Genomic DNA, 24,356 nt, shown 5'->3' on the forward strand with positions numbered 1-24,356 from the left:
CCTGACCTGGGGTGCGACGCGGTGTCGGCAAGGCGCCGTGCGAGAATGGGGACCATGCCGAAGATCGCCGCCCCCACCGTCGCAGAGCACCGCGAACACATCCGCGTGGCGCTGATCGACGCGGCGGAGGCGATCCTGAGGGCCGGTGAGCCGCTGACGGCCGGCGTCGTATCCGGCGCGGCCGGCATCGCGCGAAACTCCATCTACCGCTACGTCGACAGCGTCGACGACCTCCGCGGGCTCGTACTGCAGCGCTACCTGCCCGCCTGGGACACCGCGGTCACCGAGGCCCTCGCCCCGCTGACGGATCCCGGCGACCGGGTGGTCGAGTGGGTGCGGATCAACCTGGAGCAGGCCCACCTGACCGGCCACGGCTGGCTCATCACCATGACGCGGGAGGCGCCGCAGTCGGCGGCGATGACGGCGCTGGCCGACCACGCCCACCGGATCATGCGCGACGCGCTCGGCCGGGCCTGGATGGACCTGCTCGGCGATCCGACCGAGGCCAGGATCATGAGCTCGCTGACGCTCGGGATGCTGGGGGCGGCGTTCCAGCAGCTCGACACCGAGCTGCCCTACGGGCGCATCGTCGACGCGTCCGTCACCGCTGCCCGGGCGTTGGTCGACTCGGTCCCGCAGCGCCCCTGACCGCGGCGGTGATCCGCTGGCCGACGGTCACAGCGGACCCGGCCGCGACGATCCCGAGGGCCACGGTCAGGACCGCCGTCGGCGCTCCCAACCCGACGGCGAACGTCCCGGCCAGCGCGACGACGAGCCGGTCCGTCCGCTCGAACAACCCGACCGAGGCATCCCACCCCTCTGCCTCCGCGCGCGCCCTTGCGTACGACACCAGGAATCCTCCCACCAGGGCGCCGAGGGCCAGCCACAACGCGACCGCGTCGCGGCCGGCGGCCCAGACCGCGAGCGAGGCAAACACCGCAGCGTCGGCGATCCTGTCCAGCGTGGAGTCGAGGAACGCTCCGAGGCGGGACTCACCTCCGCCCAGCCGCGCCATCGTCCCGTCGAGCCCGTCGGCGAGCAGGAAGCAACACACGAGCACCGAACCGACCACGAAACGACCGGCCGGCAGGGTCGCGAGCGCCGCGACCACGACCGCCACGGTTCCGGCGACGGTGACCTGGGTCGGCGTGAGGCCGAGCCGCAACAGCAGCCGGGCCGACGGGGTGAGCGCCCGCCCGTAGGCGCCGCGCAGGAAGGAGAGCACCGCCCCAAACTACCCGCCTCGCACGCGCCGACGGGCGGGCCCGGGATGGGCCCGCCCGTCGGCGGATCAGATCAGCGGACCTGGGTCACTCCTTGTGGTCGGAGACCTCGAGTTCCGCGACATCGGCCTTCGCGACGCCGGTGAACTTGAACGGCAGCTCGGAGCCCTCCTCGGCGACGTCGACCTGGACGATCTGCCCGGAGGACAGCTCACCGAACAGGATCTTCTCGGCGAGGATGTCCTCGACGTCGCGCTGCAGCGCACGGCGCAGCGGTCGCGCGCCAAGCACCGGGTCGTAGCCACGCTTGGCGATCAGCGTCTTGGCCGCGGGCGTGAGCTCGATGCCCATGTCCTTGTCCTTGAGGCGTGTCTCGATCTGCGCGACCATCAGGTCGACGATGTGCTCGATGTCGGACTGCGTGAGCTGGTGGAACACCACGATCTCGTCGACGCGGTTCAGGAATTCCGGACGGAAATGCTGCTTGAGCTCGTCCGAGACCTTCGCCTTCATCTTCTCGTAGTTCGACTCGTGGTCCCCGCCGCGGGAGAATCCGAGATTGACGGACTTCGAGATGTCGCGGGTCCCGAGGTTGGTCGTCATCACGATCACGGTGTTCTTGAAGTCGACCACGCGGCCCTGGGCGTCGGTCAGACGACCCTCGTCCAGAATCTGCAGCAGCGAGTTGAAGATGTCCGGATGCGCCTTTTCGATCTCGTCGAACAGGACGACGGAGAACGGCTTCCGGCGGACCTTCTCGGTGAGCTGGCCACCCTCTTCGTAGCCGACATATCCGGGCGGGGAACCGAACATCCGAGACGCGGTGTGCTTCTCGGAGTACTCGCTCATGTCGAGCGTGATCAGGGCGTCCTCGTCGCCGAACAGGAACTCGGTCAGCGCCTTGGTCAGTTCGGTCTTGCCGACGCCCGAGGGGCCGGCGAAGATGAACGAGCCGCTGGGGCGCTTCGGATCCTTCAGCCCGGCGCGGGTACGGCGGATCGAACGCGACAATGCCTTGACGGCGTCCTTCTGACCGACGTAACGCTTGCCGAGCTCCTCCTCCATGTGGAGGAGCCGCTGCGACTCCTCCTCCGTGAGCTTGAACACGGGGATGCCGGTGGAGCCGGACAGCACGACCGCGATCTCCTCCTCGCCGACGATCGCGGGGATGTCGGAGTCCCCGAGCTTCCAGGCCTCCTCCTTCTCGGCGCGCTGGACGCGGAGCTTCTGCTCCTCGTCGCGCAGCCGGGCGGCACGCTCGAAGTCCTGCGCGTCGATCGCGGCGTCTTTCTCCAGCTTGTTCGCCGCGAGGGCCTCGTCGAAGGTCCGCAGGTCCGGCGGGGCGGTCATCCGCTGGATGCGCAGCCGGGCGCCGGCCTCGTCGATCAGGTCGATCGCCTTGTCGGGCAGGAACCGGTCCTGGATGTATCGGTCGGCCAGCGTCGCGGCGGCGACGAGCGCCTCGTCCGTGATGGTGATGCGGTGGTGCGCCTCGTAGCGGTCCCGCAACCCCTTGAGGATGTCGACCGTCATCGCCACGGAAGGCTCGGCCACCTGGATCGGCTGGAAACGACGCTCGAGCGCCGCGTCCTTCTCGATGTGCTTGCGGTACTCGTCGAGCGTGGTGGCGCCGATGGTCTGCAGCTCGCCGCGGGCCAGCATGGGCTTGAGGATGCTTGCGGCGTCGATGGCGCCCTCGGCGGCACCCGCGCCCACCAGGGTGTGGATCTCGTCGATGAACAGCATGATGTCGCCGCGCGTCTTGATCTCCTTGAGCACCTTCTTCAGGCGCTCCTCGAAGTCGCCGCGGTAACGCGAGCCGGCGACGAGTGCGCCGAGGTCCAGCGTGTAGATCTGCTTGTCGCGCAGCGTCTCCGGCACGTCGCCGCGGACGATGGCCTGGCTGAGGCCCTCGACGACGGCCGTCTTGCCGACGCCGGGCTCGCCGATCAGCACCGGGTTGTTCTTGGTGCGGCGGCTGAGAACGGTCATGACGCGCTCGATCTCGTGCGTGCGGCCGATGACCGGGTCGAGCTGACCCTCGCGGGCCGCCTGCGTCAGGTTGCGCCCGAACTGGTCGAGGATCTGCGAGGTGGTCTTCTCCGGGCCCGTCTCCGGGGCGCCGGACATCGAGGTCTCGCGGCCCTGGTAGCCCGTGATGAGCTGCAGCACGGTGCTGCGGACCCGGCTCAGGTCGGCGCCGAGCTTGATCAGCACCTGGGCTGCGACGCCCTCACCCTCGCGGATCAGACCGAGCAGGATGTGCTCGGTGCCGATGTAGTTGTGGTTCATCTGGAGCGCCTCGCGCAGCGAGAGCTCGAGGACCTTCTTGGCGCGCGGGGTGAACGGGATGTGGCCGGTGGGAACCTGCTGTCCCTGGCCGATGATCTCCTCCACCTGCTGGCGCACGGCATCCAGCTCGATCCCGAGGGATTCCAGCGCCTTGGCCGCGACACCCTCACCCTCGTGGATGAGGCCGAGCAGGATGTGCTCGGTGCCGATGAAGTTGTGGTTGAGCAGCTTCGCCTCGTCCTGTGCCAGGACAATCACTCGCCGCGCGCGGTCGGTGAACCGTTCGAACATGAAACTTCCCTCCTGCTGCAAGGCGGACATGCGCCCCGCAGGCGCCACCCAGCTTACCCAGCGGCGGAAACTTCCGGAGCACGGCCGCTCAGCCCACCGCGAACCGGCCCGTCACACGGCGCGAGGCGCCGTGACCCTGGAAGGTCGCGGCGCCTCGCGCGGTGACAGTTCTCGATCAGTTGGCGGCCTCGTAGGCGGCCACCACGGCGCCCGGGACGCGCCCGCGGTCCGAGACCTCGTAACCGTTGGCGCGTGCCCACTCACGGATTGCGGAGGATCCACCTCCCGAGCGGGACCCTGATGCCTTGCGGCCGCCGGCGGACGCGGCTGTGCGGCGGGGACGGACGCGCTCGGCCTTGGCAATGTAGGGAGCCAGAGCGGCCTCCAGCTTGGCAATGTTCGCCTCGCTGAGATCGATGCTGTACGCGGTCTTGTCCAGCGAGAACTCGACGGTCCGAGCGCCCTCTCCGCCGTCGATGTCGTCGGTCAGAATGACGCGGATCTCGCGTGCCATGTGTGCTCCTCAAGTGGTCGGATGACTAAGATGAAGAAACAGTACCTGCTGGGGGCAAGCATTTTCCACCGGAAGCCATATGACGCATAATCTTTTTTTCTCGGTCGGCGGGATTACATTTCCTGGCGACATCGCGGTGTCTCTCGGCAGCCGTCATCCGAGCAACGTCGGGCTGATCCGAATCGCCGCCCAGCTCGACGGCGACATCATCGTCTCGGCGGATGTGACATCGGGCTACGGCCATCGCGCAGCCGAGAAACTCTTCGAGGTGCGCGACTACCGGTCGCTGATCATGCTGGCCGACCGTCACGACTGGTTATCCGCATTCTCGGGTGAACTGGTTGTCACCTGCACCATAGAGAACGCGATGCGGCTGGTGACGCCACCGCGCGCCACCCTGCTCCGGACCCTGCTCGCGGAGGTCGCCCGCATCCATTCACACCTGTCCTTCCTGTCCTACCTGGCCGAAGGCCCGCTGGAGACCCGACTCTGGGGATGCGTCGAGGGGCTGCGGGAGGCGGCGCTGACGTGGGCCGGAAACCGGGTCCATCCGATGCTGAACCGGGTCGGCGGCCTGGCCTCCGACATGCCAGAAGGCTGGGGCCAGGACCTCGAGCCGCTGCTGGACGACATCGCCCGCGTCGCCTCCGACCTGCGGACGGTCCTGGCGGACGCGAGCCACCTTCGCGGCCTCGCGGTGCTCGAGCGCGGCGCCTGCGTGGACTACGCCCTCTCCGGGCCCGTCGCACGCGCCGCCGGGCTCGACCTCGACCGCCGCGCCGGCGGCTACCTCGCGTACGACCAGCTGTTTCGTCCCGTGCAGCCCCGAAGCGACGGCGATGCGTCGGCCCGCTTCGCAGTGCTCATCGACGAGGTGGGCACGTCGATCGACATGGTCCGCCACGCGCTGGCGCTCGCCGCACAGACACCCGGAGAGGTGTCCACACGTCTCGCGCGGCGCCTGAAGGTGCCGGAGGGCGAGCACGTCACCGACATCGAGGCACCGTGGGGCATCGCGTCGTGCCTGATGGTCTCCCGTGGCGGGCAGACGCCGTGGCGCGTGGGGCTGCGGACGCCGTCCTTCGCGAACCTCTCGGCACTGGGCCCGGCGCTTGCGGGCGTTCCCGTCGACCGGATGCCGGACGTCATCGCGTCGCTGGGCTACACGATCGGCGACGCCGACAAGTAGCCATGCGCACACAGCACGGGAGCCCGCGGTGTTCCGCGGGCTCCCGTGTCGTGTGTGGGCTGCTTCAGGCGCGTCGCGCCACCGGCAGCTCGGGGAGGAAGTCGAGGTCCAGCTTGGCGAGGTCGACCATCGTGGGATGCTCGTCGGCTCCCCAGACGTCCTCGACGCTGGGGTGCAGCTTCGCCTTGCGGGGCAGGGTGACGATGTTGGCGGTGTTCTCGGCCTCGAGCTCGGCGATCCTCGCCTCCAGTGCCTCGATCCGGGCCTGGCGCTCGGCGATCTCGGCGCGCAGCCAGACGGCATTGCCCCGCATGGAGCTGAGCTCGGTCTTGGCTGCGCCAAGCTGTCCACGCAGCTTGGCGATGACGCCCTGCAGGTTCTCAGCGCGGGCGTTGAAGCGCCCGATCATGGCCACGGACTCCTCATGGAACCGTTCGGCCTGCTGGGCGCGCAGCCCGATCTCGTGCTTCATCTCCTCGGCGTGACGCGCGCGCTCCTTCACCAGCTCACGGCCGGCGACGACAAAGGCGATGAAGGCCATGGCGACGGCGAGCACGACGCCCGCCTGGGTGATCAGGTGCGTTCCGAAGATGGACGCCAGCGCGATGGCGCCACCCACCGCGAGGATCACCAACGCAATGGTGCGCTCAGAGGATTCGGGAGCAACTCGACGACCAGCCATGCGCTCAGTGTAGGTGAGCCGCGCCGGGTTCCCGCGAAACGACGTGCCGTGTCGCGGTATTCGACCATATAATCGCGCAGCCTCGTCAGGCCGGGTCAGGATGACCGCGCGCCTCGGGCTGCTGGCCATTCTTCCGTCCCTCATCGTCGCCGTCGTCGTCCTTGGCGACGCAGGCGCGCTCCAGCAGCGCCCCGGCCCCGGCGAGCAGCAGCGCGGCGACGACGGTCGCGGCGCCCTGCACCACGCGCGCGGACGGAAGGGGCGCACCCAGCCGCGTGATGAAAAACATGACGTAGACCACGTGACCGCCGGCGAAGACGGCCCCCGTCACGATCATCGACTTCCCGACCGCGAGCGCCGCGAAGGCCTCCTGCGAGGAGACCCTGTGGTCCTCGATCCGCTTGGGCAGGGCCCTGGCATAGATGGTCACCGCGACGGCGAGCCCGATCAGCAGGCCAGGAACGGTCCAGGGCACGACGGGCGGCTGCGCGCCGAACGCCTCGAAGCCGAGCATGATGAGCCAGCTGATCGCCGCGCCGGCGAGGACGGAGACCACCGCCTGGCGGGCGGTGGTCAGTCCGAGCTTCGGGACATCGCTCAAAAGACGGTGCCGCTCACGGTGATCGCGATGTCGTCGCGACGCGTGACGCCGTCGGTGTCGAGGTCATCGACGAGGTCGGCGACGGGGCCGTAGCCGGCCAGGTCGGCGCCCGGGTCGATGTCGAGCCACGGGACGAGCACGAACGCGCGCTCGTGGGCCCGGGGGTGCGGGAGGTCGATGCCCTCCTCCGAGACGCGTTTTCCGACCATCACGACGTCGATGTCAAGCGTGCGCGGGCCGTTGACAACGCCGCGGACGCGTCCGAAGTTCTCCTCGATGGCGTGCGCCCGGTCGAGAATCGTGAGCGGCTCCAGCGTGGACTCCGCCACCACGACCAGGTTCAGGAAGTCGGGCTGCTCGGGGCCGCCCACCGGGGAGGTCTGGTAGACCGGCGACACGTCGACGAGCATCAGGTCGGGGGTGTCCGCCAGATAGCCGACAGCCTCCTGCAGGATCGTCTCGGAGTCTCCCATGTTGGACCCGAGGCTGAGCACGACCTTGGAGATGGGTCGCAGGTTTCCGAGGGTGTCGACGTCGATATCGAAGGGTCCGTTGGACATGGCTACTTACTCCTGCAGATGGTGACGGAAACGTCCCCGAAGGGCTGGCTGATCGGCGCCTGCGGCTTGTGCACCGTGACGGTCACACGCTCCACTCTGCCACGGGCCAGAAGCCGTTCGGCAATATCGCCCGCGACGGTCTCAATGAGGTTGCGGGGCTCGCCGGTCACGACGGACTCGACGTCGGCCGCGACCTCCGCGTAGTTCACCGTGTCGCGCAGATCATCCGTGCGGGTCTCCAACGGGAACTCAAGCACGACGTCGACGACGAACGGCTGACCCTCGCGGCGCTCCTCGGGGAAGACACCGTGGTAGCCGGTCGACGTGATGCCGGTCAACGTGATGTTGTCGATGCTGAACTCCTTGTCGGATCTGCTCCGAGACTACCCCACGGCGTCGGGGCGCGCCGGTCCCGCAGCAGCGTCCCACTGACGCTCGCGAAGCAGCCGTCGCGCCACCGAGATGGCGTCAGCCTGACCGGTCACGTCATGCGTGCGGACTGCCCACACGTCATGCAGTCCACACCAGAAGGACAGGGCCGCGGTGGCGCCGTCGCGGCCGATGGGCTCGCGCCCGCCCAGCAGCTCGCCGAGGAAGGCCTTGCGGGAGGCTCCGACCAGGACGCGGTGACCGAGCCCCATGAAGCTGTCGAGGTGCCGGAGCAGCGTCCAGTTGTGGTCCCACGTCTTGGCGAACCCGAGTCCGGGATCCAGGATGATCCGCTCCCCTGGCACGCCGGCGGCAAGCGCCGCGTCGCGCTGCGCGAGCAGCTCCGCGGTCACGTCCGCGACGACATCGTCGTAGCGGGCCGCCTGGCTCATGACCGACGAGTGGCCGCGCCAGTGCATCAGCACGTAGTCGACGCCCGTGGCTGCGACCACGTCGAACATGGCGGGGTCCGCGAGCCCACCGGAGACGTCGTTGACGATGCGGGCGCCCGCGTCGATCGCGGCGGCGGCCACCGATGCGCGCATGGTGTCGACCGACACCACGACGCCGTCGGCCGCCAGCTGAGCGACGATCGGGACGACCCTGTCGAGTTCCTCGGCCGCGGACACCCGGGCCGCTCCGGGCCTGGTCGACTCGCCGCCGATGTCGACGATGCTGGCGCCGTCGCCGAGCATCGCGCGGGCATGGTCGACCGCGACGTGGGCGTCGAGGAAGGCCCCGCCGTCGGAGAACGAGTCGGGCGTCACGTTGAGGATTCCCATGACGAGAGTCACCGTCGCGTCACCTCCCGAGGATCAGGCTCATGGCCTCCGCGCGCGTCGCGGGATCTCGCAGCTGCCCGCGGACGGCGGACGTGACGGTGCGGCTGCCGGGCTTACGCACCCCGCGCATCGTCATGCAGGTGTGCTCCGCCTCGACCACCACGATGACCCCTCGGGCGTCGAGGTGCTCGACGAGGGCCTCGGCGATCTGCGTGGTGAGCCGCTCCTGCACCTGCAGGCGGCGGGCATACAGCTCGACGAGCCGCGCAATCTTCGACAGGCCTGTGACCCGACCGTCCACGGACGGGATGTAGCCGACGTGCGCCACCCCGGTGAAGGGCAGCAGGTGGTGCTCACACATCGACACCAGCTCGATGTCCTTGACGAGCACCATCTCGTCGTGCGAGATGTCGAACGTGGTCCCCAGGATGTCCGCGGCTTCCGTCTCGTAGCCGGCGATCAGCTCGCTCCAGGCCCGCGCGACGCGGTCCGGAGTGTCCTGCAGCCCGTCGCGGTCGGGGTCCTCCCCCACCGCAGCGAGCAGCTCGCGGACGGCCGCGGCGGCCCGCTCCCTGTCGACCGCCATCAGAGCTGTGGCGCGCTCGGCGGGCGCCAGGAGTCGGGGCCGGGCTGCGGGTTGACCTGCGGCGGCTGCGGCGTCTGCGACGGCGGGGCGACCGGCGGCTGCGCGACCGGGCCGGGGATCAGCGACGGCACGCTCGGGGAGGCAGGGACCTCGATGGGCGGCAGGTCGGAAGGCACGCGCTCCTCGGAGCCGGTCCAGGCCGAACGCTTCTCGCGACGGCGCAGCGGCTTGAAGACCTCAGCAACCTCCTGACGGTTCAGCGTCTCCTTGGCGAACAGCTGCCGCACGAGCTCGTCGAGCACGTCGCGGTTCTCGACCAGGACGTCGAAGGCCTCCTGGTGAGCGGTGTGGATCAGCCCGGCGACCTCCTCGTCGATGATCGCCGCCATGGTCTGCGAGTACTCGGACGACGAGTCGGTCCCGCGCATGCCCATGAACGGCTCCGAGTCGCCGCCGCCGAGCTTGACGGAGCCGACGCGCTCGCTCATCCCGTACTGCATGACCATCGCGCGGGCAACCTTGGTGGCCTTCTCGATGTCGTTGGCGGCGCCGGTGGTGGGGTCGTGGAACACGAGCTCCTCGGCCGCACGGCCGCCCATCATGTAAGCGAGCTGGTCGAGCAGCTCGCCGCGGGTCTGCGAGTACTTGTCGGCGTCGGGCATCACCATCGTGTAGCCCAGCGCCCGGCCGCGCGGGAGGATCGTGACCTTCTGCACCGGATCGTTACCGGGCATCGCTGCCGCGACGAGGGCGTGGCCGCCCTCGTGGTAGGCGGTGATGAGGCGCTCGTGGTCGTTCATGAGCCGGGTGCGCTTCTGCGGGCCGGCGATCACGCGGTCGATGGCCTCGTCCAGCTGCGGCTGGCGGATCATGTCCTGGTTCATGCGGGCGGCGAGCAGCGCGGCCTCGTTGAGGACGTTGGCGAGGTCGGCGCCGGAGAAGCCGGGGGTGCGACGCGCGATCGACGTGAGGTCGACGTCGCTGGCCAGCGGCTTGCCCTTGGCGTGCACCTGGAGGATGTGGGCGCGGCCGTCGGCGTCGGGAGCCTCGACGCCGATCTGGCGGTCGAAGCGGCCGGGGCGCAACAGCGCCGGGTCGAGCACGTCGGGGCGGTTGGTCGCGGCGATCAGGATGACGCCGCCGCGCACATCGAAGCCGTCCATCTCGACCAGCAGCTGGTTCAGCGTCTGCTCCCGCTCGTCGTGCCCGCCGCCCATGCCTGCGCCGCGGTGCCGACCGACGGCGTCGATCTCGTCGATGAAGATGATGGCCGGAGCATTCTCCTTGGCCTGCGCGAACAGGTCACGCACGCGCGAGGCGCCGACACCGACGAACATCTCGACGAAGTCGGAGCCGGAGATGGAGAAGAACGGCACCCCGGCCTCACCTGCGACGGCGCGGGCGAGCAGCGTCTTGCCGGTACCGGGCGGGCCGTACAGCAGCACTCCCTTGGGGATCTTGGCGCCGAGCTTCTGGAACTTGGTGGGCTCCGCGAGGAACTCCTTGATCTCCTCGAGCTCCTCGACGGCCTCGTCGGCTCCCGCGACGTCCTTGAAGGTGGTCTTCGGGGTGTCCTTGGAGACGATCTTCGCCTTCGACTTGCCGAAGGACAGGGGCCCTCCGGCGCCGCCGCCCGACATCGAGCGCATGAGCCAGAAGAACACGAAGATCAGGACGAGGAAGGGCAGGCCCGTGTAGAGGAACGTCGACCAGAATCCCGGCTGCGGGTTGGTGGCCGTCCAGTCCTCGAGGGTCCCGGCCTCCTTGCGCTGCTCGACGAGCTTGACGATGTCATCGACCTGGCTGCCGACCCACGCCGTCTGCGTGCGGTTGCCCTGCTCGTCGGTGACCTGGATCAGCTGGTCGCCGTCGATCAGCGTCACCGACTTCAGCTTGGTGTCGCTGTTCAGCAGCGCGATGGTCTCCGCGGTCGATACGTTCTGGTATCCGGTCATGGAGCTCAGCAGCTGCATGCCGAGGATCAGGAAAAGGACGCTCAGGACGATCCAGGCCACGGGGCTCTTGAAGAACTTCTGCAATGGTTTGCCGATCTAGTTGACGCGCACGCGCGGTGCATCGAAACGATACCAGCGCAAACAACACGCCCCGCAGGCATGCAGTCTGCGGGGCGGCGATTCAGCGGTCAGCTGTAAACGTGCTTGGCGAGGGTGCCGACGTCGCGCAGGTTGCGGTATCGGCCGGCGAAGTCGAGGCCGTAACCGACGACGAACTCGTTGGGGATGTCGAAGCCGATGTACTTGACGGGCACCTCCATCTGGGCGGCGTCGGGCTTGCGGAACATCGTCATGATCTCGAGGCTCGCGGGTCCGCGCGACGCCAGGTTCTTCATGAGGTAGCTCAGCGTCAGGCCGGTGTCGATGATGTCCTCGACCACGATGACGTCGCGGCCCTTCAGTTCGGCGTTGAGGTCCTTGAGGATCCTCACCACTCCGCTGGACTGCGTGCCCGCCCCGTAGGACGACACCGCCATCCAGTCCATCTCGACGTGGCTGTGCATCGCCCGCTGCAGGTCGCTCATGACCATGACGGCCCCGTTGAGCACCCCGACGAGCAGCACCTCCCGGCCCGCGTAGTCATTGTCGATCTGCGCTGCGACCTCCGCGATCCGGGCCTGGATCTGGTCGGAGGTGAAGAGCACACGCTCGAGGTCCTGTGACACATCTGCGGCATCCACGGGAGTGACCCTACAGCGCGGGACGGTGCGACGCAGGTCGCGGAGTGTCGCCGGGCCGACCTGCGAGACGGAGCCGCCCGCCCGTGCGTGCGACGTGCGCGCCGGGCAGCGCGACGGGCCCCTGCCCGTGCCAGTGCGTGACCAGGCGGTCCACCGCGAGCGTCGCCTGCCGGTCGGCCGCGACCCCGGCGGCCGCGAGCCAGGCGCGGAGCGCCCGCCACCGCAGGGCGTCGGGCAGCCGATGTAGTTCGGCGACGTCCAGCGTGTCGGCCGACGTGTCGATGGCCTCGCCGGTCAGGGCATCGAGGAGGTCCGCGTCGGCGCGGGCCAGCGCGGCCGTCCGGGCCAGGGCGGGGGCGAGGTCGCGGCCGAGGTCGGCGGAGAGGTCGGCCAGCGCGCGGCGGGCGCGGACGCGGACGAACCTCTCGTCGTCGTTCATCGGGTCGTCCCACCAGTCGAGGCCCCACTCGCGGCACGCCTGCTCTGTGTCGGCGCGCCGCAGCCCGAGCAGGGGGCGGAGGAAGGGGCCGCGGGCGGGGGCCATGCCCGCCAGCGAGCGGGTTCCGGACCCGCGGAACAGTCCGAGCAGCACGCTCTCGGCCTGGTCGTCGAGCGTGTGGCCCAGCAGGACCGGCCTGCCCGGCGTGGCGAGGGCGACGAGGCGCGCGTCGCGGGCGGCCGCCTCGAGCCCGTCGCCGCCCTCGTCGACCCGCACCGCGACGACCCGGGCGTCGACTCCTCGGGCGGCCAGCGTCTCGACGACGCGCGTCGCGACGTCGGCCGAGCCAGGCTGCAGGCCGTGGTCGACGACGAACGCCTCCGCCGTGACGCCCCGCCGGGCGGCCGCGCGGTGCGCGCCGAGCGCCAGGGCCAGCGAGTCGGCGCCCCCGGAGCAGCCGACCGTTACGTCGCCGCCGGGCAGCGCGTCGGCGACGGCCGCCGTCACCCGCAGGGCGGCGGGCCCGAGCTCACGCCTGGCCACGCATCCGCCTCAGCCACGCGGGCGGGTCGGCGATCTCGTCGGGCCGCGGCAGCGTCTCGGGAGCGAGGAAGGCGTCGCGCAGCGCCTTCCGGCCGCCCTTGCGCGTGACCTGCGTGCAGAACTCCAGCCCGTTGCGGTACTGGGCACCCTTGTCGAAAACGCCCGCGATCCGCGACAGGGTGCCGGGCGTGCGGTGGAAGGCGCGGCGCAGCTGCCCGACGGTGCGGATCCGGGCGCGGCCGGCGGTGTCGGCCGTGTGGTCGGCGTGGCCCTCGAGGAAGGTCATGGTCGCGACGAGGCCGGCGACATCGTCGCCGTCCTCGGTCTCCAGCACGCAGCGGCCGAGGCCGACGAGGTGGTCGCGCAGCCAGGGCGCGGCGCGGAACTGGAGCGCGTGCGTCTGCTCGTGCAGCGACACCCAGAGCCGGAAGTCGGCTGGCACGAAGCCGTGGGCGCGCTCCAGGTTCACGATGGTCGGCGCGAGCAGGAAGAGGGTGTCGGAGCCGGTGTACGCGTCGTACTGGCCGATCAGGCGGGGGCCGGCGATCCTGAGGCCGACACCCGCGACAAGTCCTCCCCCGACGCCACGGAGGGTCCGGAGCGCGCCGGGCGCGCGGCGGCGGAGCCCGAGGTCGGACATGCCCGCGTGGGCCATGTCGCGCACGGCGGCGCCCCAGCCGGTCCAGTCGACGACCGAGATCGTGCCGGCGCCGACGGAGTCGATGCCCAGGGCCGAGGCGCTGATCTCACCGGCGCGGCGCGCGGTGACGCGCAGGCCCGCGACCAGCCGCTGCAGGTCGCGGCGGTCGAGGTCGGGCAGCTTGCCGGGCGCGAGCCGGGTGATGCGACGGGCGAGTGCCCAGTCGATCTCGGGGGCGTGCTCCATCAGCAGCCGCAGGACGCGACGACGCCCGTGGCCTGGTCGGCCCACAGCTTGGCCCACCAGCCGGCGTCGGTGCCGTTGATCATGAACGCGAAGGACACCTGGCGGCCGTCCGCGGTCAGGGTGGTGCCCGCGAGCGTCGAGACCAGCGAGAGGGTTCCGGTCTTGGCGCTCGCCACGCCGCGGGCCGGGCGGGCGAGCGCGTCGGTGAACCTGGTCGCGAGCGTCCCGGTCACGCCTGCGGTGGGCAGCCCGTCGAGGATGACGGAGAGGTGCTCGTCGGTGTCGAGGAGCTGCACGGCCCTGGCGAGCATGTTCGCCGTGATGCGGTTGCTGCGGGACAGGCCCGACGAGTCGCGAAGGACGGTCCCTTCGTCCCAGACACCGAGGTCGGTCAGTTCGGACTTGATGGCCGCGACTGCCCCCTTGAACGTCGAGTCGCGGCCGGTCTGCTTCGCCAGCTGGAGCCCGAGAATCTCGGTGAAGGAGTTGTTGGAGCGGTTCATGGCGGTCTCGACCAGGACGTGGAGGGGCAGCGACTCGACGCGTGCCACCTCGTCTCCGGTGCCGGAACGTTCCTTGACGCTGCCCGTCACCGTGATGCCCGCCTTCTCGAGCTGGGTCGCGAAGATCTTCGCGGCGTCAGCGGCGGGGGTGCGGGTCCGGGCGCCGCTGGTGCGGCCCTCGTCGACCCACAGCGACGACAGCTGCGTCACCTGGTCGCGGTAGTTCGAGGGCCAGGTGTCGTTCCAGCCCTCCTCGTCGAAGTAGGAGTCGTCGTAGCCGAGGGTGACGCTGGACTGCCCGTCGGCCTTGAGCGCCTCGGCCGTCGCCGCGGCCAACTCCTGCGTGCTGGCGGGCTGCGGGTACGTCCCCTCGTCCGCGGGGGTGCTGAGCAGCATGGGGTCGCCGCCGCCGACGAGCACGATCTCGCCGTCGGCCGGCTGCAGGACCCGCGTGGCGAACGTCTCTGAACCGTCGAAGGCGTTCATGACGGCCAGCGACGTCATCAGCTTGGTGTTCGACGCAGGAATCAGCGCCGTCTTCGCCTTGGTGGACGAGATCACGTCCCCTGTCTCGACGTCGACGACCTCCCAGGCGACGGTCACCTTGGTGCCGTCGGCGGCCTTCAGATTCGACCGGTCCAGGGCCTTCAGCTGTGCGGTGAGCGTGTCGGAGTCAGGGACCTTCCCGTCGGTGGGGATCTCCGCGGCCTGCGCGAGCCCGGTGCCTGCCGTGGCGGGCGCCTCACTCTCCTCGACCTGAGGGGCGAAGATGGAGACGTCGACGGTGTCCGGCGCCCCCTCGCGCGTCAGTCCGGCGGCGGTCAGCAACGGCGCGTGGAACACGGCGACGAGAAAACCGCCGAGCAGAAGGAGGCAACTCAATACGCCGACGACGACCCATTCAGCCACTCGTCTCTTCGGCATCGGCTCCTCCAAAGCGCTATTCTGCAGGCAGCAGACGGCCCCGGCGGGGCGGTTCCCCAATCATAGGAGTGCGCCAAGTGAGCGAAGACGCCCCGGCCGGCTTCAGGCCCATCGATCCCGGTCGACGGATCCTTTTCGACGTGACGGTGGAGATCCCCAAGGGGACCAAGAACAAGTACGAGATGGACCACAACACCGGCCGCATCCGACTGGACCGGACGCTGTTCACCTCCACGCAGTACCCGTATGACTACGGCTTCGTCGAGGGCACCCTCGGCCAGGACGGCGACCCGCTCGACGCGATGATCATCGGCAACGACCCGACGTTCCCCGGCTGCCTCGTCGAGTGCTACGCCGTCGCCATGTTCCGCATGACCGACGAGATGGGCGGCGACGACAAGGTGCTGTGCGTCGCGACGGCAGACACGCGCCGCGGCAACATCACCGACCTGTCGTCGGTGCCGGAGCACATGCTGCTCGAGATCGAGCACTTCTTCTCCGTCTACAAGGACCTCGAGCCCGGCAAGTCCGTCGAGGGCGCGACCTGGACCGGACGCGAGGAGGCGGAGGCCGAGGTCGCGGAGTCGTTCGAGCGCGCCAAGGGCACGCCCTACGAGCACCACCACGTGAACCTGGCCTGACCGCCTGACGTCATCACCGCCCGCGCCACCTCAGGCGCGGGCGGTTTCGTCTGCCCGGGCACCGTGGCCGAGGATGTCGAAGGACGCCCAGGACCCAGTCGACCAACGCGGTACCAGCCCCTGCCAGGCAGCCGGCGACCGCCGGCTGCGGCAGCCGACAGAAGTCAGCACCAGCTAGCCCGCCGCGCCCCTCGGCAGCGGGCCCGACGAGCCGCTGACCTACCACGAGGCCGTCGAGAAGGTGGTGAACCCGCCGCAAAATCCTGTCCCGTGGATGCCCAACGGTGCCGATCTAGGTGCCAACAGGCTCAACCGGCCAGCGCCAGCCCCAGCCAGGCGGCTGCAAGACACCCGCCGACCGTCAGCACCAGATAGGCGGCCGCTATCCGTCGGCTGCGACGCCCGACGAGCCGCGCGACCTGCCACGACGCAGTCGAGAAGGTGGTGAAGCCACCGCAGAATCCCGTCCCGAGGATGCCCAGCGGTGCCCCCGTCAGCGTGCCGGTGGCGACGCCGAGCACGAAGGAGCCGGTCACGTTGATGGCCAGCGTCGCGACCCAGGGCAGCGTCGCGAAGAGCGCCTCGCTGCGGGCGCGGAGCGCGGTGTCGACCAGCGAACGGGCCACGGCCCCCAGCCCTCCGGCAAGGCATGTCAGCAGGAGAATCAGCATTTCGACACCCTGCCCGCCGCTGCGCGTGCCGTCAGCAACAATCCCTTGTCAGGAGCTTCGCCCGACTTCAACGCGTCCCCGACGCGAGCACCCTCGGGCGACATCAGCGTGACCATCCCATGCTGAGCCGCGCGCGCCATCACCGTGACCCCCGCATCATGAGTCGCCACGTCGAAAGGTGCGCGAGACCCGCGACGGACACCCCCGCAAGCGCCTCGGCCGCGACCATCAGGACGCCCGAGGGGTGGGTGGCGCCCTGCACGGCGAGCGACGACCAGGACGTGAACGCGCCGATTCCACCAACCACGAGGAACATGCGCCATGCCTCGTGCCGATGCCCGAGCAGGGCCGACACCACACCCAGCAGAAGACAGCCGAGGAGGTTGACCGCCGCGAGGGCGACGACCTGTTCACCGACCAGGTGCAGGATCCCCATCCGCACGGCGGTCCCGAGGCAGCCGCCGGCGAAGACTGCGCCGATCGTGGGGAGGCGGGATCTGTTCACCGTCCCAGCACACCACACCCGGCCGCTTCTGAAAATCGGGCAGTGCCCGCTTCTCCCTGTCATGTCTCAGTGCTTCGTAGACGGTTGTGTCTCAGTGGCTTGTTGACGGTTATGTCTCACGGTGACTGGTGGGGTTCTGGGGCTGATTGTGAGCAGTCGGGTGGTGCCGGTGGTGACTGGGCCGGGGTGTGGTGTCGTGCCGATCAGGACGCCGTTGATGTCGAAGATCTCGATGGTGGTGGCGTTGAACATGATGTGGAGTGTTTCGCCGATGTGGCGTGCACCGACGTAGATCTTCGCGTTGCAGATGTGGATGCGGCCGTTCCGGGAGACCAGGCGGTCGGCCCAGCGGGCGTCGTTGGCGTCGGTGACGGGGCGTTCACCCTTCAGACGGCGGGTGATGCCGGACTTCACGGTTCGTCGGCCTGTCGCAGGGGTGGCTGGCGGGGGTGGTGTCGGTGGGCCGGGAAGGGCTTTCGGGCGGGACTGGTAGGCGTCAGCGGGAGTCTGGTCGGGGTCCAGTGCCTGGTGGGCCCGCTGGGTGTTGTAGTACTGGGCGAACTGGTCGGCGAGTTCTGCGAGTCGGTCCTGGGTGCGGATCGGGCGGTGCGCGTCGAGGAAGGTGTGGAACGTCTGGTGCAGGCGTTCGCTCTTGCCCTGGGTGGTGGGTTTGCCGGGTCGGCCGGTGATCGGCTCGACGCCCTGGCGTCGGAGGAAACCCTCGAGCTGGGAGGTCCTGCCGCGGCGGGACTGGTTGAACGCGGTCCCGTTGTCGGTCAGGAATCGGGCCGGGGCGCCGTGGTGACCGATCGCCGCGGCGACGACGGTGATCGCTGCCTGGCTGGTCTCGGACAAGGCGACGTGTGAAGCGAGGATGAATCGGGAGTGGTCGTCCTCGACCTGGAGTACGCATCGTCTCGACCCGGCCTCGTCGTCGAGAACGATCTCGACTCCGTCGAGTTGCCAGCAGCCGTTCGGGTCCGGGTAACGGAACCGGCGATACGACGCCCGGGGACGTTTCGCTGGCTCCGGACGCACCACCCCATGGCGGGTGAAGATCCTGGCCAGGGTGGCCCTGGACGGCGGGTCGATCCCCTGACGCCGCATCGCGGCCGCCACGGACAGTGGGCCGTGGTCCCAGCCTTCCCGCTTCAGCTGGGCGCGGACCTGCAACGCGATCGTCTCGATCTCGTCGCTGGTGCGTCGCGCCACGGACCTGGCGATCGGCTGCCGAGGAGCCACTGCTGCGAGTTTGCCCTCGTCGGCGGCCCGGGACCGGACCTTATAGAACTCCGCGCGAGAGATGCCGTGCTCCCGGCAGAACCTGGTGACCTCGCCCCTACGAGGACTGTCAGGGAAGTTGATGATCCGTTGACGAACACGAGCGTCGATACGAGCAGCCATGGCCCGACCCTCACCGCGGGCACCCGCAACTGTCCACGAAACCGTGAGACAGAACCGTCAACACCAACTGTCCACGAAGGTCGAGACACATCTGTCAACGAAGCTGTGAGACACAACCGTCCACGAAGGTATGAGACTTCACATGCCCGCTTCTCCCCGGTCCGGTGACGAGAATCGCCCACCGCCCGGCCCCTCAACCCGCCCCACCAACACCACCACTCCGCCCCTCCGCACCCGGCCGCTTCCGAAAAGCGGGCAGTGCCCGGTTCTCCCCGGTCCGAGCACGAGAATCGCCCACCACCTCGCCCGGCCGACTCAACCCGCCCAAACGGGCCGCCGCCGTGACCCTTCCATCTCCCCCGAAAAGCGGGCATTGCCCGGTTCTCCCCCCGTCCACCCACGAGAAACGCCCAACACCTCGCCACCTGTTTCACCCTCAGCGAACACGTCGAACAAGCGAACGATTTCTGTCAGTGCCGATCTCTAACGTGAAGACATGGAACCCACGACCAGACTCAGCACCGACGCGGCACTGACCGCGATCCGTGCCGCGCTGGCCGCCATCGACCACCCCCAACGCACCCACATCAGCCACCACGAACGCCTCGACCTCCTCCAGACCGCCCGACGCGCCCAGGGACAACTCGCCGGCCTCGTGGCCATGCTCACCGGCGAAGCCGAAGCCAACCACTCCGCCGAAGCCGTCGCCGGAACCCAGCTCCCCACCCTCCTCGGCCAGCAGGAACACCTCGATGTCCGCGACACCCTCCGCTCCGTCACCCAGGCCCGCGACATCGCCCACCACGACGACGTCGCCCACCGGGTCATCGACGGCAACCTGTCACCCCAGCACGCCCAGGCCATCCGCCGCACCCTCGACACCCTCCCCCACACCCTCAACACCCAGCAGCGTGAAAGAGCGCGAGAGTTCCTCTTCACGAAGGCCACAACACAGACACCCGCCCGCCTGACCGCGTCCACCGACGACGTGCTCGCCGCCGTCGCACCAGACCTGGTCCCCACCGCTGAGGAACGCGACGCCCGGCTCGCCCGGCAACGCGCCGACGCCCTCGCACGCCGTTCCTTCACCTGGGGCGAAGACACCAACCATCCCGGTTCCTGGTACCTCAAAGGGTCCCTCCCGGCCCTCGAGGCCGAGCAGTTGATCCGGGCCATCACCATCGAGGTCAACCACGCCAAACGCGCCGAACGACGCCAGCACCGCCGCCACGACACACCCCGCTGGGACCAGCGCCAAGCCGACGCCCTCATCACCCTCACCACCCGCGGCGCACAGGACACCCCTGGCACCGCTGGTACCTCGCCGATCCAGCCGCCCGAGCCGTTGCCGGAACGAGAGGCGCCCCTTCGCCTCGCCGACGCACCGGCAAGCGGCAGAGTCAGCGCCGATGCCAGCCGCACGCCCGAGACCTCCCCATCAACGCGCCGCGAACCGTCACAGCCCCCGCACGCCCCCTCGCCGCCACCCATCCCGGCAACAGGCACGGCCATGGCCCCCGAGCGCAACGAGACGCCATCCCCCGAGCCATTGACGACCGCGCCCCCGGACCCTCACGCACCGGCGACGCTGCTCGTGACGATCGACTACACCGAACTCGCCACGCAACTCCACGCCACAGGCATGCTCCCCTCTGGAGCACCGATCCCCGCCCGAGAGCTGCGCCGGTTGGCCTGCGACGCCCAGATCATCCCGGTCGTGCTGGGCGCCCAGTCAGAGATCCTCGACGTCGGCCGGGCACACCGCTTCGTCACCCCCGCCATCCGACACGCCCTCAACCTCCGCGACAACGGCTGCATCTTCCCCGGCTGCCACGCCACCGCCCTCGAGTGCGACGCCCACCACGTCATCCCCTGGTGGGCAGGCGGCAGCACATCACTTGAGAACCTCGCACTCCTGTGCCCCTACCACCACCCCAAAGTCGAACCCACCCACACCGGCACCGGCGCAGGCACCACCTCCGCCGACGGCTGGTACATCACCTTCGACCCCCACACCGGCAAACCCACACTCGGCCGAGAACCCCCGAACACCAGCTGACCCAGCCGGCGCGCCCCGCGCCCGAACAAGGCAGGACGCCGGCGCGGTCCCCGGGAACACAGCGCAAGAGCGACGACCAGCATCGGCTGCTCCGGGCACAGGTCAGCGCAGAACGACCCCACGCCGCACGGCGGTCAGCCCGAGCGGCTCGTGCATGGCGTCTCCACGCCGACCGAGAGTCCGCGCAGCACCGCCCAACGTCAGGCTGCGGATGGCGGCTCCACGCCGACAGGGGTGAGCGAGCGAGCGCGGCTCAACACCGGGCCGCGGTCTGGCCGGGGCTCCGGCCCGCCCAGCGCGACTGACGCCGGACGGCGCAGGACGGCGCAGGACGGCTCCACAGTAGACGCCCGTCAGCACCCGACCCCAGACAAACCGAACATCGTCTGACACACCAACGCCGAGGGCGCCAGGCTTCGATCAACCCAGGGCGCCGGGGCGCTGAGTGAAGCCGGACGGCGGGCAGAGCCATGGCCCGGCCGGCGCAGGCAGTCCCGGAAACACCAGACGTAGTGCGACAGTAGCCCGGCATCGGGCGCGCGAGAGTTGCTGGTGACCGATCCAGCTCCCGAGGTCCGGGTGGCAACAGAGCGCCCGCCGGGCGGCCGTCAGCCCGGAAGGCGTCCATCGGCCGGCCCAAGGCAGGGCCAGCCTGCTGCCCTGGCTGCGGTCAGCCCGGGCGTCCGGAGTCGGTCGGCGCAGAGCGGCGGGCGTCGGACGGCGCAGGGCGGCGGGCATCGGACGACGCAGGACGCAGGGATCCCCGCCGGAAATGGCCGGGGTCCGATCAGATCAGGGCAAAGGTCGCCTGACGCGCGGGCGGTCGAACAGCGGATGCAGTCTGCGCCAGCCCGACGGATACCGAGCCGACCGGGTCGCCCGCTGCGTAGACCTGCGTCCGCTTCGTGGCCAGTCGCCGCTTCATAGCCAGTCGCCGCTTGGTACCCAGTCGTCCGCCTTCGGATTCAGTAGTCAAGATGGGGCGAGGGGCTCAGGCCGCGCCGTTCCCGTCGGCGCGCCCGCTCCGCCCACAGCCGGCCAGTCAGGGCCGCCGCCGAACGCACAGGGAGTCGGGCGGCCGATGGCGCCATCCCTGAGGATGTGGACACCGACGTCGAGGCGCCGCCGAACGCCCAGGGAGTCGGGAAACCGGCGGGAGCGGTGTGGGAGACTTTCCCGCATGTCCCGCTACCTCATGCTGCGCACCCCGTCTGCCAACCGCGTCTACGCAGGCGAGGCTGCGCCGCTGACGGCCGCTGAGCTGGAACTCACTGCGCCGTTCGCGCGCGACATCGCCGACGTGGAGATCGCGGGCGTGGGCTACCTCGCCTTCGACGCCGACGACCTGGGCCCGGCGCAGCTGGCGACGCTGGCCACCCAGTCGGCCTGCTTTGCCCTGTTCGAGACGTCAGGGGAACTCCTGCGCCCCGTTGCCCTGCCCCGGCCCTTCGACCTGGATGACGACCTGATCACCATCCCGAAGTACCAGGGCAAGACCAACGAACAGTTCACCCAACTGCTTCTCAGCGTGACGCTCGCCGCCGTCACGCGCGAGCCGACCGGCCCACGGCAGGTGCTCGATCCGCTGGCCGGCCGCGGAACCACCCTCTCGACGGCGCTGCTGCTCGGCCACGACGCGTACGGCGTCGAGGGGGACGAGAAGGCCTTCCAGCAGATGGCCTCCTTCTACAAGACCTGGCTGCGCCGCAAGCGCATCAAGCACACCGCCGACGTGACCGGCGTGCGGCGCGACGGCAAGTCGATCGGACAGCGCTTCGATGCCTCCATCCAGCTGGCCGACCGCACCGCCAAGGTGACGGCCTTCACCGGAGACACCCGCACCTCGGCCGACCTGTTCGGCAAGAAGAAGTTCGACGTCATCGTGACCGACGCCCCCTACGGCGTCATGCACGGCTCGTCGACCGACGTGCGCGGCGTCTCGGGCCGCCGCGACCGCTCCCCCGCCGGCCTGCTTCGCGAAGCGGTGCCCGTCTGGACGTCCCAGCTGATGCACGGCGGAGCCCTCGGCATCGCCTGGAACACCTTCGGCCTGTCCCGCGACGACCTCGCCGAGATCCTGTCGCGCGCCGGCCTCGTGGTGTGTGAGGGTGGCGCGTGGGAGCGCTTCGCGCACCGCGTCGACTCCTCGATCCGACGAGACCTGATCGTCGCGGTGCGCCCCTGAGCGACGGTCGCCCGCGTTGCCGGCACATGTTAAATTGACCCGGTGACGAGCACCGAGGAACTGTCTGCCACGAGGTTCAGCGGCCGGGTCTTCTCGGATCCCGATCGCCCTGAGGTGCTGTTCACCACCTTCGATGTCGCGGCATACACCCGCGATGCGCAGGGCAGGATCGCCGTCGACGCGCAGGCCGTCGCCCCGCTCGACGACCGACTCAGGGCCGACCTCGAGTTCCTCTGGCGCCTCGACAGCGCAGGGCTGTCCGAGACCCGCGCCATCCTCGGCAACTGGACCGGCAACGAGGCGCGGATCACCGCATTCGTCGCAACCTGGGCCGTCGAGCGCATGTGGCTGGCCTGGGCGCTGCGCGACATTCTCGCGGCCGACGGCCCGAAGCCCGAACCCCGCTCACACACCCGCCTGACCGCCCGGCTGCGCGATGTGTGGGTCGAGCGCGCCATGCCCGTCGTCGTCGCACCTGTCGCCGCGGTCGTCGGCGAGTCCATCACCGCGGGCCACATGCTCCGCCTCGCCCTGCAGGAGGCCTCGCTGCAGGCCACCTACGCGGCACTGCTGCCCCGGCTCGACGGCGAGGCCGCCCGCGTCGTCACCGAGATCATCGCCCGCCGCGCCACCATCGTGGAGTTCTTCGAACTCGAGGCCTCGGCCCGCATCGCACGCTCCCGCACAGAGCGTCTGTCGGCGAAGGGTTCGTTGCTCGCCTGGCGCCCGCTTCGGATCGTAGGCGTGCCCGATCCCGACGAGGACCGCGCGCTCGCCTCGATCTTCTCCACACCCGATGCCCGGGCCGGGCTGGCCAGCGTCGACGCACGCATCCGCGGGCTGCTCGACGGCCGCGGCCTCATCGCGGGCACCGACCGGTTCGGCGGCCCACCCCCGCTGCCCTCCCCGGGCCTGCTGCACAGAAGGAGCCGTCGTGGCGTTCAATCTTGAGAAGTTCGCCGAGACCTCCGACCGCGTCCGCTGGGAGGACCTCGACTTCGACACGTTCGAGACCCAGCCCCTCGACGAGCCCACCCTGCGGGTGCTGCGCTACATGTGCGACGTCGAGTACCACACCTCCTGCTACCTGCGGGACCTGCTCGTGACCCGCTCGCACCGCAGCGAGGAGTCCCGCGGCTTCATGACCACGTGGAACCGCGAGGAGTTCTGGCACGGCGAGGCGCTGGCCGCGGTGCTCGGCCGCCACGGGATCGTCGTCGACTACGACGAGCTGAAGGCCAAGCGCATCAAGCTCGGTTGGAAGGAGGCGCTCGGCCCGACGAAGCAGGGGACCCTGTCCAACCTCGTCGGCGACGACTTCCTCGCCGTGCACAACGCGTGGGGCGCCGCCAACGAGCTGTCGGCCGTCGCCGCCTACCGACGCCTCGCGGAGCAGCTCGCGCACCCGGCCCTCTCACCCCTGCTCAAGCGCATCGCGCAGCAGGAGACCCGGCACGTGGCGTTCTACACGACGCAGGCTCGCATGGCGCTCGAACGCTCCGCAGCGGCACCCAAGATCGTCCGCACCCTCATGCAGACCGCCTGGCGCCCCGTCGGCTCAGGCGTGATGGACGACTCCGAGGTCCGCTACGTGATGGGCCACCTCTTCACCGGCCAGGGAGAGGCGCTGGACAAGCTGGACCAGTCCGTGGCGAACCTGCCGGGCCTCGACGGGCTGCAGATCTTCCGCACGGCGTTCGCGCGCCTCGGCGTCACCGTCTGACCGCCTCGGCGCCCCGCGCACAACTAGGC

At 69.8% G+C, this 24,356-nt stretch carries 24 protein-coding genes; 7 read left to right on the forward strand and 17 right to left on the reverse strand.

Annotated features, from left to right (window positions below; genetic code table 11):
* Positions 1-54 precede the first annotated feature (54 nt).
* The gene (locus tag KDB89_RS11770) at positions 55-648 is read left to right on the forward strand and encodes a TetR/AcrR family transcriptional regulator (RefSeq protein ID WP_219081266.1); all 594 of its coding nucleotides are present in this window, start codon (positions 55-57) and stop codon (positions 646-648) included.
* Here the strand turns inward: KDB89_RS11770 and pgsA are convergent.
* The 3 genes from pgsA to KDB89_RS11785 all read right to left on the reverse strand — a co-directional run bounded on the left by pgsA (position 602) and on the right by KDB89_RS11785 (position 4,320).
* Entirely contained in the window at positions 602-1,225 is a 624-nt protein-coding gene (gene pgsA, locus KDB89_RS11775) for a phosphatidylinositol phosphate synthase (RefSeq protein ID WP_219081267.1), read from the reverse strand. The two genes, KDB89_RS11770 and pgsA, sit on opposite strands and share 47 nt — an antisense overlap.
* Before the next feature lie 85 nt (positions 1,226-1,310).
* A complete protein-coding gene (locus KDB89_RS11780) occupies positions 1,311-3,806 on the reverse strand; it encodes an ATP-dependent Clp protease ATP-binding subunit (RefSeq protein ID WP_219081269.1) in 2,496 nt (831 codons plus the stop codon).
* 175 nt (positions 3,807-3,981) lie between these two features.
* Positions 3,982-4,320, reverse strand: a complete 339-nt coding sequence (locus KDB89_RS11785) for a histone-like nucleoid-structuring protein Lsr2 (RefSeq protein ID WP_219081271.1) — start codon at positions 4,318-4,320, stop codon at positions 3,982-3,984.
* Positions 4,321-4,399: 79 nt separating this feature from the next.
* On the opposite strand from KDB89_RS11785, the gene KDB89_RS11790 reads away from it, so the two are divergent.
* Entirely contained in the window at positions 4,400-5,509 is a 1,110-nt protein-coding gene (locus KDB89_RS11790; RefSeq protein ID WP_219081273.1) for an NADH-quinone oxidoreductase subunit D-related protein, read from the forward strand.
* A gap of 64 nt (positions 5,510-5,573) precedes the next feature.
* Here KDB89_RS11790 and KDB89_RS11795 read toward each other — a convergent pair whose 3' ends face one another.
* The 11 genes from KDB89_RS11795 to dacB all read right to left on the reverse strand — a co-directional run bounded on the left by KDB89_RS11795 (position 5,574) and on the right by dacB (position 15,139).
* On the reverse strand, positions 5,574-6,191 hold the full coding sequence (locus tag KDB89_RS11795; RefSeq protein WP_219081275.1) for a hypothetical protein: 618 nt from the start codon (positions 6,189-6,191) through the stop codon (positions 5,574-5,576).
* 85 nt (positions 6,192-6,276) lie between these two features.
* Positions 6,277-6,792 carry a DUF3180 domain-containing protein gene (locus KDB89_RS11800; protein ID WP_219081277.1) on the reverse strand — a complete coding sequence of 172 codons (516 nt, stop codon included), beginning with the start codon at positions 6,790-6,792 and terminating at the stop codon, positions 6,277-6,279.
* Positions 6,789-7,352 (reverse strand): 2-amino-4-hydroxy-6-hydroxymethyldihydropteridine diphosphokinase, encoded by a 564-nt coding sequence (gene folK, locus KDB89_RS11805; RefSeq protein ID WP_219081279.1) that lies wholly within the window; start codon positions 7,350-7,352, stop codon positions 6,789-6,791. The genes KDB89_RS11800 and folK overlap by 4 nt, the downstream gene beginning before the upstream one ends.
* Positions 7,353-7,354: 2 nt before the next feature.
* Positions 7,355-7,690, reverse strand: coding sequence for a dihydroneopterin aldolase (gene folB / locus KDB89_RS11810; protein ID WP_439654850.1), 336 nt, complete (start codon positions 7,688-7,690; stop codon positions 7,355-7,357).
* 45 nt (positions 7,691-7,735) lie between these two features.
* Complete coding sequence (folP, locus tag KDB89_RS11815) at positions 7,736-8,563, reverse strand: dihydropteroate synthase (protein WP_219084308.1); 828 nt, start codon at positions 8,561-8,563, stop codon at positions 7,736-7,738.
* Positions 8,564-8,582: 19 nt separating this feature from the next.
* The gene (gene folE / locus KDB89_RS11820) at positions 8,583-9,149 is read right to left on the reverse strand and encodes a GTP cyclohydrolase I FolE (RefSeq protein WP_219081281.1); all 567 of its coding nucleotides are present in this window, start codon (positions 9,147-9,149) and stop codon (positions 8,583-8,585) included.
* Complete coding sequence (gene ftsH, locus KDB89_RS11825; protein ID WP_219081283.1) at positions 9,149-11,188, reverse strand: ATP-dependent zinc metalloprotease FtsH; 2,040 nt, start codon at positions 11,186-11,188, stop codon at positions 9,149-9,151. Before ftsH ends, folE begins: the two co-directional genes overlap by 1 nt.
* Before the next feature lie 104 nt (positions 11,189-11,292).
* Positions 11,293-11,844, reverse strand: coding sequence for a hypoxanthine phosphoribosyltransferase (hpt, locus tag KDB89_RS11830; RefSeq protein WP_219081285.1), 552 nt, complete (start codon positions 11,842-11,844; stop codon positions 11,293-11,295).
* A 10-nt stretch (positions 11,845-11,854) separates the two neighbouring features.
* Positions 11,855-12,826, reverse strand: a complete 972-nt coding sequence (gene tilS, locus KDB89_RS11835; RefSeq protein ID WP_219081287.1) for a tRNA lysidine(34) synthetase TilS — start codon at positions 12,824-12,826, stop codon at positions 11,855-11,857.
* Positions 12,813-13,712: a zinc-dependent metalloprotease gene (locus KDB89_RS11840; RefSeq protein WP_219081289.1), complete on the reverse strand. Its 900-nt coding sequence runs from the start codon at positions 13,710-13,712 to the stop codon at positions 12,813-12,815. Before KDB89_RS11840 ends, tilS begins: the two co-directional genes overlap by 14 nt.
* Complete coding sequence (dacB, locus tag KDB89_RS11845; RefSeq protein WP_219081291.1) at positions 13,712-15,139, reverse strand: D-alanyl-D-alanine carboxypeptidase/D-alanyl-D-alanine endopeptidase; 1,428 nt, start codon at positions 15,137-15,139, stop codon at positions 13,712-13,714. The genes KDB89_RS11840 and dacB overlap by 1 nt, the downstream gene beginning before the upstream one ends.
* Positions 15,140-15,249: 110 nt before the next feature.
* Here dacB and KDB89_RS11850 point away from each other — a divergent pair, with 110 nt between their 5' ends.
* Entirely contained in the window at positions 15,250-15,780 is a 531-nt protein-coding gene (locus tag KDB89_RS11850) for an inorganic diphosphatase (RefSeq protein WP_304650879.1), read from the forward strand.
* A 308-nt stretch (positions 15,781-16,088) separates the two neighbouring features.
* Here KDB89_RS11850 and KDB89_RS11855 read toward each other — a convergent pair whose 3' ends face one another.
* The 3 genes from KDB89_RS11855 to KDB89_RS11865 form a co-directional block, all read right to left on the reverse strand.
* Positions 16,089-16,448, reverse strand: a complete 360-nt coding sequence (locus KDB89_RS11855; protein WP_219084310.1) for a fluoride efflux transporter FluC — start codon at positions 16,446-16,448, stop codon at positions 16,089-16,091.
* 142 nt (positions 16,449-16,590) lie between these two features.
* The gene (locus tag KDB89_RS11860) at positions 16,591-16,956 is read right to left on the reverse strand and encodes a CrcB family protein (protein WP_219081293.1); all 366 of its coding nucleotides are present in this window, start codon (positions 16,954-16,956) and stop codon (positions 16,591-16,593) included.
* Positions 16,957-17,022: 66 nt separating this feature from the next.
* Positions 17,023-18,360, reverse strand: a complete 1,338-nt coding sequence (locus KDB89_RS11865) for a DDE-type integrase/transposase/recombinase (protein ID WP_219081295.1) — start codon at positions 18,358-18,360, stop codon at positions 17,023-17,025.
* Between the two features lie 496 nt (positions 18,361-18,856).
* On the opposite strand from KDB89_RS11865, the gene KDB89_RS11870 reads away from it, so the two are divergent.
* The 4 genes from KDB89_RS11870 (at position 18,857) to KDB89_RS11885 (ending at position 24,327) form a co-directional block, all read left to right on the forward strand.
* Complete coding sequence (locus tag KDB89_RS11870; protein ID WP_219081297.1) at positions 18,857-20,419, forward strand: HNH endonuclease signature motif containing protein; 1,563 nt, start codon at positions 18,857-18,859, stop codon at positions 20,417-20,419.
* A gap of 1,180 nt (positions 20,420-21,599) precedes the next feature.
* Positions 21,600-22,604, forward strand: a complete 1,005-nt coding sequence (locus tag KDB89_RS11875) for a TRM11 family SAM-dependent methyltransferase (protein WP_219081299.1) — start codon at positions 21,600-21,602, stop codon at positions 22,602-22,604.
* 42 nt (positions 22,605-22,646) lie between these two features.
* Entirely contained in the window at positions 22,647-23,555 is a 909-nt protein-coding gene (locus tag KDB89_RS11880; RefSeq protein ID WP_219081301.1) for a hypothetical protein, read from the forward strand.
* Positions 23,539-24,327 carry a ferritin-like domain-containing protein gene (locus KDB89_RS11885; protein WP_219081303.1) on the forward strand — a complete coding sequence of 263 codons (789 nt, stop codon included), beginning with the start codon at positions 23,539-23,541 and terminating at the stop codon, positions 24,325-24,327. Before KDB89_RS11880 ends, KDB89_RS11885 begins: the two co-directional genes overlap by 17 nt.
* Positions 24,328-24,356: the final 29 nt, after the last annotated feature.

Source organism: Tessaracoccus palaemonis (genome assembly GCF_019316905.1).
Lineage (GTDB): Bacteria > Actinomycetota > Actinomycetes > Propionibacteriales > Propionibacteriaceae > Arachnia > Arachnia palaemonis.